Annotated in this window: 12 protein-coding genes and 1 other annotated feature; all 12 genes read right to left on the bottom strand. The window is 33.8% G+C overall.

The window, feature by feature from the left end; translation table 11 throughout:
* Positions 1-15: 15 nt before the first annotated feature.
* Positions 16-510, bottom strand: a complete 495-nt coding sequence (infC, locus tag DWZ69_RS09615) for a translation initiation factor IF-3 (protein WP_117999049.1) — start codon at positions 508-510, stop codon at positions 16-18.
* A gap of 386 nt (positions 511-896) precedes the next feature.
* A complete protein-coding gene (locus DWZ69_RS09610; RefSeq protein ID WP_022165613.1) occupies positions 897-1,223 on the bottom strand; it encodes a DUF1540 domain-containing protein in 327 nt (108 codons plus the stop codon).
* A 125-nt stretch (positions 1,224-1,348) separates the two neighbouring features.
* On the bottom strand, positions 1,349-3,313 hold the full coding sequence (gene thrS / locus DWZ69_RS09605; protein ID WP_118436916.1) for a threonine--tRNA ligase: 1,965 nt from the start codon (positions 3,311-3,313) through the stop codon (positions 1,349-1,351).
* Positions 3,314-3,411: 98 nt separating this feature from the next.
* Positions 3,412-3,610, bottom strand: a binding site (T-box leader).
* Between the two features lie 244 nt (positions 3,611-3,854).
* Positions 3,855-5,039: an FKBP-type peptidyl-prolyl cis-trans isomerase gene (locus tag DWZ69_RS09600; protein WP_158573381.1), complete on the bottom strand. Its 1,185-nt coding sequence runs from the start codon at positions 5,037-5,039 to the stop codon at positions 3,855-3,857.
* A gap of 94 nt (positions 5,040-5,133) precedes the next feature.
* On the bottom strand, positions 5,134-6,588 hold the full coding sequence (gene guaB / locus DWZ69_RS09595; protein WP_117999052.1) for an IMP dehydrogenase: 1,455 nt from the start codon (positions 6,586-6,588) through the stop codon (positions 5,134-5,136).
* Positions 6,589-6,749: 161 nt separating this feature from the next.
* Positions 6,750-7,256: a DUF6106 family protein gene (locus DWZ69_RS09590; protein ID WP_117999053.1), complete on the bottom strand. Its 507-nt coding sequence runs from the start codon at positions 7,254-7,256 to the stop codon at positions 6,750-6,752.
* Positions 7,257-7,268: 12 nt separating this feature from the next.
* Entirely contained in the window at positions 7,269-8,951 is a 1,683-nt protein-coding gene (locus DWZ69_RS09585) for a DAK2 domain-containing protein (protein ID WP_117999054.1), read from the bottom strand.
* Positions 8,952-8,979: 28 nt separating this feature from the next.
* Positions 8,980-9,339 (bottom strand): Asp23/Gls24 family envelope stress response protein, encoded by a 360-nt coding sequence (locus tag DWZ69_RS09580; RefSeq protein ID WP_022165619.1) that lies wholly within the window; start codon positions 9,337-9,339, stop codon positions 8,980-8,982.
* A 130-nt stretch (positions 9,340-9,469) separates the two neighbouring features.
* A complete protein-coding gene (rpmB, locus tag DWZ69_RS09575; RefSeq protein ID WP_022165620.1) occupies positions 9,470-9,655 on the bottom strand; it encodes a 50S ribosomal protein L28 in 186 nt (61 codons plus the stop codon).
* 107 nt (positions 9,656-9,762) lie between these two features.
* A complete protein-coding gene (locus tag DWZ69_RS09570; RefSeq protein WP_117999055.1) occupies positions 9,763-12,183 on the bottom strand; it encodes a homocysteine S-methyltransferase family protein in 2,421 nt (806 codons plus the stop codon).
* 47 nt (positions 12,184-12,230) lie between these two features.
* Positions 12,231-12,905, bottom strand: coding sequence for a methionine synthase (locus DWZ69_RS09565; RefSeq protein ID WP_117999056.1), 675 nt, complete (start codon positions 12,903-12,905; stop codon positions 12,231-12,233).
* An 18-nt stretch (positions 12,906-12,923) separates the two neighbouring features.
* Positions 12,924-13,796 carry a methylenetetrahydrofolate reductase [NAD(P)H] gene (metF, locus tag DWZ69_RS09560; RefSeq protein ID WP_117999057.1) on the bottom strand — a complete coding sequence of 291 codons (873 nt, stop codon included), beginning with the start codon at positions 13,794-13,796 and terminating at the stop codon, positions 12,924-12,926.
* Positions 13,797-13,864 lie beyond the last annotated feature (68 nt).

Genomic DNA, 13,864 nt, shown 5'->3' with positions numbered 1-13,864 from the left:
AAATATGTTAAAAGCTTAACGCTTTTTTTCTAAAAACATTGTCATGTTTCTGCCTTCAAGTTTTGCCGCCTTGCTTACCTGAGCAATATCCTCAAGCATCTTTGCAAAGTCGTCTAAAACATGTGCACTACTACTTATATGAGCCATTTCTCTTCCTCTAAAGCGTAAAGTTACTTTGACCTTATCACCTTTTGTGATAAATTTTCTAGCATTGTTTGCCTTAGTCTTTAAATCATTCATTTCAACGTTTGGTGAAAGTCTGATTTCCTTAGTTTCAACAACATGCTGTTTCTTTTTTGCTTCTTTTTCTCTCTTCTGTTGCTCATATCTGAACTTACCATAGTCCATGATTTTGCATACAGGAGGTTTCGCCTTTGGAGCAATTTTGATGAGATCAAGTTCTGCTTCGTCAGCTAACTTCTGAGCATCCCTGGCAGACATAACTCCCAACTGTTCTCCATCTGTTCCAATTACGCGGACTTCTCTGTCTCTAATCTGTCCGTTGATCATTAACTCGCTAATAGTATTGCACCTCCATAAATAATTCTTTATGATAGCAGACTATCAAAAAAGTGGATAATCTGCACAGACTATCCACTAAATAATTTCAAAATTAATATTAAACCTCGATTCGCCTTTGCGTCTGGGTGAGAGTGGATAACTCTGCTTTCTTTTCTCAACAGACAATATGTTATCATTTATGAATAACATTGTCAACAACTTTTTAAAAAAATTACAACTTTTATGAAAATTCTAACTTTTTAGATATTTCTAATTAATTTACAATTTCCAAAATTTATATTTTTTATTTTACCTGACCTAGATTATAGCACTATTTATCAAAAAATTATAGGTAAAACATTATAGAAATAATCTTTTTAAAATATTTTTTTAACTTAGCAGGTACATTCAAAACTACAACATTCTGTCTGGCTCTGGTGTGTTGCACCATTTCCATCAATTGTAATTTCCTTTGCGTGACACATACAATTATCATTATAAGTGCAATGTACCGCATCGCATTTTACGTCCATTTTTGTTTCCGGACCGCAGTTACAATGCTCAACTGTATTTGTCATACTGTTAGTTTTTTCTCTAAAATCTTCACAATATGTGGCATCCATAATTGTGGCATCTGTACCTCCAATTTGTATACCATCCTTGCAGCATTTTGAACTTTTGTTAAAATAACAATTTTTAACATCACAATTTAAAACAGTCATAAAAAACCTCCATACTATTTATTTTCGGAAAACCGATTATTAATAGTATGGAGATTTCTTTTACTTCTATTCAAAAAGCCTAAATACTTTTTTTAACAAAAATATTATTTTTCTATTTTTGTTTATTATTTTTGATTTTCTTTGTGCTCTTCTTTTCTGATTTCTTTTGTATCAATTTCCTTGCAAATCTGATTAATGAAATCATCAAGAGGTTTTACACCTTCATCGCCTGCAAATCTGCTTCTTACTGAAACAGTACCGTCTTCTTCTTCCTGCTGTCCAACAACTAACATGTATGGAAGTTTATCAAGACGTGCTTCACGAATCTTGTAACCAATCTTTTCTGAACGTGAATCTACAGTTACATCTACATGTCTTTCCTTTAATGCCTTTGCTACTGACTGAGCATATTCTTCATATTTTTCTGAAATAGGAAGAACTCTTACCTGTTCAGGGCATAACCATGTTGGGAACTTACCTGCATATTTTTCAATTAACCATGCTAAAGTTCTTTCATAACATCCCATAGATGTTCTGTGAATAATGTATGGTCTAACTTTTTCACCGTTCTGATCTACATAGTACATATCAAACTGTTCAGCTAATAAAGCATCCCACTGAATTGTAATCATTGTATCTTCTTTTCCATATACATTCTTTGCATTAATATCTACCTTAGGTCCATAGAAAGCTGCTTCTCCAACGTCTTCTGTGTAGTTTATACCAAGTTCGTCTAAGATATTTCTAATATCCTGTTCTGTTTCATTCCAAACATCTGCATCACCAATGTATTTTTCTTTGTTTTCAGGGTCCCATTTTGAAAGATGATATGTTACATCTTCCTCAACACCCAATATTTCCAAACAATATTTTGCAAGTGCAAGACATCCCTTAAACTCTTCTACCATCTGGTCAGGACGTACAATCAAATGTCCTTCTGAAATTGTAAACTGACGTACACGAGTCAAACCATGCATTTCACCTGAATCTTCATTTCTGAACAATGTAGATGTTTCACTATATCTACATGGTAAATCTCTGTATGATTTCTGACTTGCCTTATATACATAATACTGGAATGGACATGTCATAGGACGAAGGGCTAATACTTCTTTATCATTATCCTTATCACCTAATACAAACATTCCGTCTGTGTAATGATCCCAGTGACCTGAAATCTTATATAAATCTGACTTAGCCATAAGTGGAGTCTTTGTTCTAATGTAACCCCATTCGTTGTCCTCTAAGTCTTCAATCCATCTCTGCATTTTCTGAATCATCTTTGCACCCTTTGGAAGTAACAAAGGTAATCCCTGACCAATAACATCTACAGTTGTAAATAATTCCATTTCACGACCAAGCTTGTTATGATCTCTGTTTTTCTGGTCTTCTAACATTTCAAGATATTCATTTAAAGCATCTTTGTTGTCAAATGCTGTTCCATAAATTCTCTGAAGTCTTGCATTGTCTGAATCACCTCTCCAATACGCCATTGATGACGATGTAAGTTTAAACGCTTTAATTGGCTTTGTGCTCATAAGATGTGGTCCTGCACAAAGGTCTACAAACTCACCCTGACTATAAAATGAAATTGTTGAATCTTCAGGTAAATCTTTAATTAACTCTACCTTGTATGGTTCATTTCTATCTTCCATATATTTAATTGCATCTTCTCTTGGAAGTGTAAATCTTTCAAGTCTTGCTCCTGACTTGATAATTTTCTTCATTTCTTTTTCGATTTTATCTAAATCTTCTCTTGAAAATGGTTCACTGTCAAAATCATAATAGAAACCATCATCAATTGAAGGTCCAATTGCTAATTTAGCTTCAGGGAAAAGATTTTTAACAGCTTCTGCTAATACATGTGATGCTGTATGTCTATAAGCTGCCTTACCTGCTTCATCTTTAAATGTTAAAATATTTAATGTACAGTCCTTATCAATAGTTGTTCTTAAATCTACAACTTCTCCATCTACTTCTCCTGCACATGCAGCTCTTCCTAATCCTCCTGCAATATCAAAAGCTATATCGTTTACTGTCATTGCTTCTGAATATTCTCTTACTGATCCATCTTTTAATGTGATTTTCATGTTTCCTACTTATGGCCTTGCCATATTTCTCCTTTCTGTTTTGACGTAAAACATAAACATTTTTTTCAAAAAGAAAAGTCCCTGTTTATGTTTCCATAAACAGGGACGTATTATACGCGGTTCCACCCTGATTGCTTTCAAAACAAAAGCCTCTCATTTGGACTATAACGGAGTCACCGGGCTTGATTAGAGCCACTCCAAGGTAGTCTTCAATTATCTTTCTGTAAGATGTTTCCAGCCAAGACATCTCTCTCTGTAACCCTCCGGATAACCTACTGTCCTCTTCAACGTTTTGTTTAGTATAAGTATCTTACTTTGATACCCTTTACTTTTCTCATTATAACATTCATTAATAGGTTGTCAAGAAAAGTTTTTATTAATTTTCAAAAATCTTTTTCTTTGTTTTTTCTTTATAGGAAAATCTCTTTCCACGACTTTTTTACATTAATTTTGGCAGGCTTTTACACCTGCCAAAATCAATATATATTACCAATACCCTTTGGATTTTAAGAATTTCCGATGATTTTCATATTACATAAAATTATTTTCTTACTTTATAAGAATATTTAATTTTTGCATTTTTGAAAACGTAATTCTGTGCTTTATCTAATAAAACAACTTTTTTGATTTCCTCTTTAGTATAAAGCTTTTTCATCTCTTCTACACTATCCAAATTTGCATCTGCGTATGAATTCTCGTACTGTTCTTCAATTTCGTCGTTACTAGCAGTTAATTTTAAGTCCTTTACAAGTTGCCACATTAATAATTCAGACTTTAATTCTGTCTTATAATTCTCCTGCATAGTCTTGTCATCTAAACCTTCTCTCTTCTTATATTCATCAAGAGAAAGGCTTTCATATTCAGCCTGAGCTTCTGCATCACCATTCATTGAATCAATTACTTCCTGCTGTAATTTTGATGGAATAGCTTTCAAATTAACTTTTTTCAAAGCCTTCTGCCATAATTCCGGCTTGATAATTTCTTCTTTGATGTATTCCAAAATCCATTCGTTGTATTCTTTTACAGTTGAAATTCCACGTTCTTCGTAATAATTGTCTTTTACCCATTTATCAGTAATTTTGTTTCTTGTCAACTTATTAACTGATGTAATTTTCAACTTAAATACAACTGTTTTACTGCTATAATCTTTATTTGCTAACGAAAAATCATTAACTTCCTTATTATTTTTTACTTCAACAGTAACTGTTTCGCCACTCTTATGACCTGTAAGTTTGTCTGAAAAAGTCTTTGTAAGTCCTTCATTTGAACTTAAAATATTAATATCCTGCTCTTCTCCTGACAAATCATCTACTTTCTTGTTGTCAACATAAGCTACTCTGTTATATTCTACCTGATCAGTTTCTTTTGCAGCTCTATTAACAACTTCATATTCATCTGTATCTTCATATACAGATTCATCCCACATGTCCTGTGTTAATTCATATGTAAGCCCCTTAACATCGCCAACTGAAATGTAATCTTCAGTTTTTATTCCAAGGTCCTTATCCACATCTGACTTTGGTTTCATAACCTTTGCCCAATAAACAACAACTGCAAAAACAATAAGAATAACAACAATTATACCAGGTACCAACAATCTTTTAGATATAGGTTTCTTTTCTACCTGTTCAGTTTCTGCTGTTTTCACTTTTAATGTTTTTTTCTTTTCTGTTGTAGTATTTTCGTTATTAACAATTTCATCTTTTTTTTCGTTCTTGTTTTCCACCGTCTTCTCTCCTTTATGCATAATAAAAAAGAATCTTTATTATAAAGATTCTTTTTTATTCTATCACATATTTAAAAAATAATATACGTTTTTATTAATTTTCTGTTGTGTAGTTTGGTGCTTCCTTTGTAATATGAATGTCATGTGGATGACTTTCTTTCAATGAAGCTGCTGAAATCTTAACAAACTTACCTGTTTCTTTTAAAGTTTCAACATCCTTTGCACCACAATATCCCATACCTGAACGAAGTCCACCCATAAGCTGGAATACTGTATCTTCAATACTTCCCTTATAAGCAACACGGCCTTCAACACCTTCAGGTACAAGTTTCTTTGCATTAGACTGGAAATATCTGTCTTTGCTACCATTTTCCATAGCAGCGATACTTCCCATTCCTCTATATACTTTGTATTTACGTCCCTGGAATATTTCAAAGTCTCCAGGTGCTTCATCACAACCTGCAAACATTGAACCCATCATACAAACGCTACCACCTGCAGCGATTGCCTTAACAATGTCACCTGAGAACTTAATACCACCATCAGCGATAATTGGAACACCATATTCCTTAGCTGCTTCATAACAATCCATAATTGCTGTAACCTGTGGTACACCAATACCTGCAACTACACGAGTTGTGCAAATTGAGCCAGGTCCGATACCAACCTTAACTGCATCAGCTCCTGCTTCAATAAGATCTCTTGTAGCAGCACCTGTTGCAACGTTTCCTGCAATTACCTGTAAATCAGGGAATTCTGATTTAATCATCTTTAATGTTTTGAAAATATTTGCTGAATGACCATGAGCTGAGTCAATTACAACAACGTCAACCTTAGCGTCAACTAAAGCTCTAACTCTATCCATAACGTTTGCAGTGATACCTACAGCAGCCCCACAAAGTAATCTTCCCTGTGCATCTTTTGCTGATAAAGGATACTTAATCTGCTTTTCAATATCTTTAATTGTAATTAAACCAACTAAGTTAAAATCATCATCTACTAATGGTAATTTTTCTTTTCTTGATTTTGCCAAAATTGCCTTTGCTTCTTCAAGAGTTACTCCGGCCTTTGCTGTAATAAGACCTTCTGTTGTCATTGAATCCTTAATAAGCTTTGTTTCATCTGTTTCAAATTTAAGATCACGGTTAGTAATAATACCTACTAACTTCTTTCCTACTACAATTGGAACACCTGAAATTCTGAATTTTGCCATTAATTCATTTGCATCCTTTAGTGTATGTTCCGGAGATAAATAGAACGGATCAGTGATGACACCGTTTTCAGAACGTTTAACCTTATCTACCTCGTCTGCCTGCTGTTCAATAGTCATATTCTTATGAATGATACCAATTCCACCTTGTCTCGCCATTGCAATTGCCATTCTGTGTTCTGTAACTGTGTCCATTCCGGCACTCATCATAGGAATGTTTAATTTGATCTTCTTTGTTAAATGTGTAGATAAATCTACCATATTAGGTGTCACTTCTGAATACTGTGGTACCAAAAGCACATCATCAAATGTAATTCCTTCGCCAATAATTTTACCCACTGATTCTTTCCTCCTTATTCTATCGTATAATTAAATTAAAGCGCAAATTTCTTCACGCTATTTTAACGAAAATAGTAACATAAAAAAGAGACATCGTCAATGACCATATCTCTTTTTCCTGACATTTTTTATTATTTTTTGCACGCATAAAAATTAAATGTTTATACGTTTTTTACAACAATATTAGGCCTGCAGTGATATAGTGCATCAATTACTTTTTCATTAGGTTCAATAACAACTTTAGTTTTTCCATCGTTATTACTAATAATCATGGCATATACACCTTCACTTTTTCTTCCTGTTGAATAATCTTTTACGATTGCATTCATGGAACCTCTTATAACCTGCTCTGAATTAATTGGTGCAATTACTTCTGCATCCTTAATTTCATAATTTGCAATATTTTTTCTTTTTCTCTGGCCCATTATCTTATCAACAGAAAATTCTCCATTTACCAAAGAATATTCATATTCAATGCTTGTATAGCACCATAACATGTATTCTCCGTATATAAGCAGTATTTCAATTGTAAAAGCTAAAATTCCTAAATTAAGCATAATCATTAAAAGAAACACCATTATTAATACAATAATAGAAAATACTCGCATTAATACAACAGAAATACCTGTTTTTCTTTTTACAATCTGCTCTACAAAAATCTCGTCCATACTTTGTCCTTTCTATTCTACAGAAACAATGTAGTAATATACAGGCTGACCACCTGGATATACTTCTACTTCCAAGTCAGGAAGTTCTTCTGTTATTTTTGAAGCAAGGACATCAGCATCTTCTTTTGTTATGCCTTCACCAAAGTAAACGCTAACGATTTCAGAATCCTCATCCTGCATTTCCTTAATCATGTCAACTGTTGTTGCCACAATATCTTCGCCAACTGCAAGCATTCCTTCATCGCCAATACCCATAATATTGCCTTCTCTAATTTCTTTATCATCAATTACTGTATCTCTTACAGCGTATGTTACTTCGCCTGTCTTAACGTATGACATACTGTCAATCATGGCTTCTTTGTTTTCTTCCGGTGAACAGTCATCTACAAAACCAATCATGGCTGAAATTCCCTGAGGAATTGTCTTTGATGGAATTACAATTAAATTCTTATCTTCAACTAAACTTTCTGCCTGATTTGCTGCAAGAATAATGTTCTTGTTATTTGGAAGAACAAAAATATTTTCTGCATTAACTTCATTTACCGCATTTAAAATATCTTCTGTACTTGGATTCATTGTCTGACCACCTGAAATAATATAGTCAACATTTAATCCCTTAAATATTTCATCTAAGCCTTCACCTACTGATACCGCAATAAAACCATATTTTTTCTTAGGTTCATTCTTTTTAGCTTCTGCTTCTTCCTGCTTCTGCTTTTCTGCCATCTTTTCAGCATTCTTAATGAGTCTTTCATGATGTTCTTCTCTCATATTATCAATCTTCATTCTTGATAATGAACCGTATGTTAAAGCTCTTGTGAAAGCCTCACCCGGCTGATTTGTATGAACATGAACCTTTACAATCTCATCATCTGCTACAAGAACAATTGAATCTCCAATTGACTCTAAGAAATCCTTAAATAATTTCTCTTCTTTATCATCCATTGGCTTGTCTAAATTAATAATAAATTCAGTACAATATCCAAACTTAATATCTGCTTCGTCCATTGGTAAATCGTCTGTAGATACTGAAGTTGATGAAGCTTTTGATACATTCTCAAGTGTATAATCAACTTCTTTTCCTAAGAAAGCATCATATGCTCCCTGTAAAACAACCATAAGTCCCTGTCCGCCTGAGTCAACCACTCCTGCCTGTTTCAGTACAGGTAGCATTTCAGGTGTCTGACTTAAAACATATTCACCATGTTTTATGATTTCGTCAATTACAACTGTTAAATCGTCGCTTTGACCTAGCATCTCACAAGCTTTGTCTGACATTCCTTTTGCTACAGTTAAAATTGTTCCTTCTTTTGGTTTCATAACAGCCTTATATGCTGTTTCAACCGCTCTTACACATGCCTTTGATAAAATCTCAACGTTAATTTCATCATATTTCTTGATTTCTCTTGTAAAACCTCTGAAAAGCTGTGATAAAATTACACCTGAGTTTCCTCTTGCTCCTCTAAGAGAACCTGTAGAAATAGCCTTTGCTACTGTTTCCATTGTTGGGTCAGCAATTGCACCAACTTCATTAGCAGCTGACATTATTGTAAGTGTCATATTAGTTCCAGTGTCTCCATCAGGAACAGGAAATACATTTAATTCGTTAATCCATTCTTTCTTTGCTTCAAGATTCTTTGCACCTGCAATAAACATTTTTTGTAGCATCTGTGCGTCAATTACATTAATTTCCAAAACTTTATCCTCCTAAGCATAAGACACATTAGTCAATTGTTCTTACACCTTCAACATAAATATTTACTTTCTTTACAGTCATTCCTGTAAATTCTTCTATTTTATATTTTACACTTGAAATAATATTTTCTGCTATTGTTGCAATATTAACACCATAAGCAACAATAATATGAAAATCTATTGTTATTTCGTTATTTTCATCTATAACAACATTAATTCCTTTTGTAGAGCTGTCTCTCTTTAATAATCTAACAATTCCGTCTTTTACACTAACCATAGCCATACCAACAATGCCAAAACATTCATAAGCTGTTTCACCGGCATACTTTGCAATAACTTCCTGGCTGATTAATATTTGTCCCATGTCAGTATTCATCTTACCCTTCATATGTTATCCTCCTTTACAAGTGTATTTGCATACTTGCTTACACAGTTACGGATATTATACCCTTTTTGGTATAAAAAGACAAGAAAAAAGACACTACCAAATGCAGCGTCTTTTTATCTAATAACATATACTATGCTCTTTCTACTTTTCCTGATTTTAAACAAGATGTGCAAACGTACATTTTCTTTGCTCCGCCTTCAGTCTTAACTTTAACAGACTTTACGTTTGACTTCCACATTTTATTAGACTTTCTATGTGAATGACTCACTGCGTTTCCAAAATGAGCACCCTTACCGCAAATACTACATTTAGCCATAATAGCACCTCCCTTGTATAAATTAAGTCGAACCTTCTTCGACCTGACACAAAGGCTATCTTAACAGACTATTCAAAAAATTGCAAGCACTTTCGCATATTTTTTCTTTAGCCAAGCACTTCTTTGGCAATATCGGCGCTCATTTTCGCATCTTTTGCATAATAATCAGCCCCAATTTTCATTGCATAATCTTCTGTTAAAACAGCTCCTCCTACCATTATCTTACAATCAACATTGTTGTGGTGTAATAATTTAATAGTATCTTCCATAGAACCCAATGTAGTTGTCATCAAAGCTGACAGACCAACTAATTTAACATCATTTTCTACGGTAGCTTTCAAAACTGCTTCAGGATCCACGTCCCTGCCTAAATCAAGAACATCAAATCCATAGTTTTCTAAAATTACTTTTACGATATTTTTTCCAATATCATGTATATCACCTTTTACAGTGGCAATAACAATCTTTCCTTTGGATTCTGATGCTGCCCCCTTATTTGCCATAAACGTTTTTATTTCCTCAAAACATTCCTTGGCAACATCAGCAGCTAAAATTAACTGTGGCAGGAAAATCTTTCCCTTCTCAAACTTATCACCAATTACATCAAGTGCAGGAATAAGCATTTCATTAATAATTATCATTGAATCCTGTGTTTCAAGATATTTTTTAGTTAATTGTCTGCCATCGCTTTTCATTCCTGTTTCCATTGCGTGTAGAATAGCTTTTGCCTCATCAGACTTTAAGTTATTATTTCCCTGTGAAGTTGCTGTCTGAGCAACAGCTCCTGACTTTGCACCGGCAGATGTTTCAGGTTCATGAGTATTTGAATACTCAATAAAATCCATTGAGTTTTTATCAATGTTTGCAAGAACTTTATACGACTTAACAGCCCAAACCATAGATGATACATTAGGGTTAATAATTGGCAAATCAAGTCCGCTGTGAAGTGCCATTGTTAAGAAATATTTATTTATGATTTCTCTGTTTGGAAGACCAAAGGAAATATTCGATACTCCAAGAACTGTTCTTAACCCTAATTTATTTTTTACAATGTTAAGGGCTTCAAGAGTTTCAAAGCATGCTTTCTGCTCTGCTGAAACCGTTAAAGTTAAACAGTCAATAATTATATCTTCTTTTGGGATGCCATAAGACATTGCTCTATTCATTATTTTTTCAGCAATGGCTACTCTTCCTTCTGCACTGTCTGGTATACCATTTTCGTCCAATGCAAGTCCAATAACTGCAGCTCCGTATTTTGCTACTACAGGTAAAATCGTATCTAAAACTGCATCTTCCCCGTTTACGGAGTTAATAATCGGCTTACCATTATAAACTCTAAGTGCAGCCTCAATTACTTCAGGTTTTGTGGAGTCAATCTGTAAAGGAACGTCAACAATGCCCTGCAACGCCTTTACAGTCTTTATCATCATTTTCTTTTCATCAATTTCAGGTAAACCTACATTTACATCTAAAATTTCTGCCCCTGCTTCTACCTGTTCTATTGCCTGCCCAAGAATGTAATCCATATCATCTTCTATAAGCGCCTGTTTAAATCTTTTCTTACCTGTTGGATTAATTCTTTCACCTACAATACGAGGCTGGTCCACTATAACAGTTTTTGTTGGAGAACATACTGCAAGATGTTTCTTTGTATTATTATCATTAAAGGCCCCTTCTTTTTCTGCTTCAACAAGCATAGCCTTAACTGCTTTAATATAGTCAGGCTTTGTACCACAACAGCCACCTAAGGTTCTAACACCGTATTTAAGCATTTCTCTATATATTAATGCGAACTCGTCTGCATCAACATCGTATGTGTTTGTTACAGGATCAGGCAAGCCGGCATTTGCTTTTACCACAATTGGTAAACTTGTCCACTTAGATATTTCCTCAACAATAGGAATTAAATCTTTTGGTCCCAAAGAGCAGTTTACACCCATTGCATCTACGCCCAAACCTTCCAGTGTAAGACACATGGCTGAAACTGAACATCCTGTAAATGTACGTTTATTTTCTTCAAATGTCATTGTTGTAATAACAGGCAGATTAGAATTTTCTTTTGCAGCTAAAACCGCTGCCTTTGTTTCCAATAAGTCAGTCATTGTTTCAATAACAATAATATCTGCATCTTTTGCCGCAACAACTTCTTCTTTGAAAATATCATAAGCCTCTTCAAAAGAAAGATTTCCTGTTGGTTCTAAAAGTTGTCCAATAGGTCCCATATCTAAGGCAACCATTGCATCTGTTCCTTTTGCTGCTTCCTTTGCATTAGTAATGGCAGCATTTATTAACTCATCAACAGTGTAACCTGTATTTTTCATCTTGTAACGGTTGGCACCAAATGTATTAGCATATACAACATCTGCTCCCGCCTCTATATATTGCTTATGAATATCTACAATCCAATCACTTTTTGTTATATTTAAAGTTTCTGGAACAGTTCCTAATTCCATTCCTTTTTGCTGAAGCATTGTTCCCATTGCTCCATCTAATACAACATAATTTTTGTCAAATAATTTATTGTTCATTTATAGATTATCTCCTGTTTTTACTTGGGTGTTATTTTAATCTTTATTTAACTACAGGTAGTACCCTGTTTTCTAAACTGACATTTATCCTTAAAATTACAGAAATCACAATTCTTTTTGCTTGAAACTTTTAAATTATGTCCCAAACCTATAACACATGTAACAGACTTAGTTGGCGTAAGCATCATGCTACTGTTTACACACACACCGATTCTTTTAGGTGCATCCAATATATCCAAAAACTGTCCCTGCAATTCAAGTGGAAAATCTCCATATCCCAGGCCAAATCTCCACGTATGCTCGTATTCTTTAAAATCTTTTAATATAATTTCTTCTGCCTTGTCACATACCTGTTCAATTACTGCAGAAGCCAAACTGTCTGTAACCATTGCCTCTGCCATACTTACAATCTGCTTTTTTCTAATTAAAGAATCCACTCCGCCTGATAAGGTTGCACACATAAAAACCGCCTTTTCGCAGTTTTCTAAATGTTTCTTAATTGAATTGCCCTTTAATTCAAAATTAGTACCTTCTACCATGCCATCAGCAATAGGGAAAACCTTGTATATAAATTTCCCCTCCATGTTTGCTTTTAATTCTTTTGCACATTTTGAAAGCATCTTCTCTGTCTGTTCATCAGGCTTGTTATTTCCATATCCTAAATATCTTAAAGCTTCACCAAAATTAACATTGTCAATTTCAATAATTCTCTGACCATTCATTTAACCAACTTGTCCTTTTTATTTATTCTTTACAAGATTAGTCACACTGTCACTAATTCTTTTTGCCACATAAGGATCGTTCATTGTATAAATGTGAACACCGTCCACACCATTGGCAACAAGGTCAACAATCTGGTCAATAGCGTATGATATACCGGCATCACGCATTGCAACCGGATCATCTCCAAACCTCTGTAAAACCTTAGATAATTTGGCTGGTATGCTGGCACCACACATTGAAACCATTCTTTCAATCTGTTTTTTATTTGTAACAGGCATAATTCCTGCTTCAACAGGAACATCAATTCCTGCAACTCTTACTTTTTCAATAAAATCATAGAAAACATTGTTATCAAAGAATAACTGAGAAATCAAATGATCTGCACCTGCTTCTACTTTGATTTTTAAATTTTTAATATCTTCTACAATATTTGTTGCTTCCTGATGTGTTTCCGGATAACAGGCACCTGAAACATGAAAGCCCATATTTTTTGACATAATATATTCTGTTAAATCAGATGCGTATTTAAAATCATGTTTTACTTCATAATCAGGATTAGCGTCACCACGTAATGCCAAAATATTCTTAACACCTTTTTCATTTAAGTCATTTAAAATTCTGTCAATATCTCCTTTGGAATTATATAAGCATGATAAATGAGCAATTGTTTCTGTGTTCAATTCATTTTTGATTTTTGCACATAAATCAACTGTTGTTGCCTTGGCAATTCCTGAGCCGCCGGCACCATATGTTACACTAATAAAATCAGGGTTTAAATCCTTTAATTCTCTTAATGTATTGTACACTGTTTCTACTCCACTTTCTTTCTTAGGTGGGAACACCTCAAAAGAAAACACTGTTTTTTTCTTAAAAATATCTGCTATATTCATCTTATTTTCACTTTCCTTATTTGCATTTTTCTAACTTATCTATTTATATTAGTTTTATTTAATTCCTG

It is taken from the genome of Eubacterium sp. AF34-35BH (assembly GCF_003477765.1).
GTDB lineage: Bacteria > Bacillota > Clostridia > Lachnospirales > Lachnospiraceae > Eubacterium_G.
The sequence above is the reverse complement of the archived record's forward strand: the minus strand, read 5'-3'. Positions and strand labels throughout refer to the sequence as shown.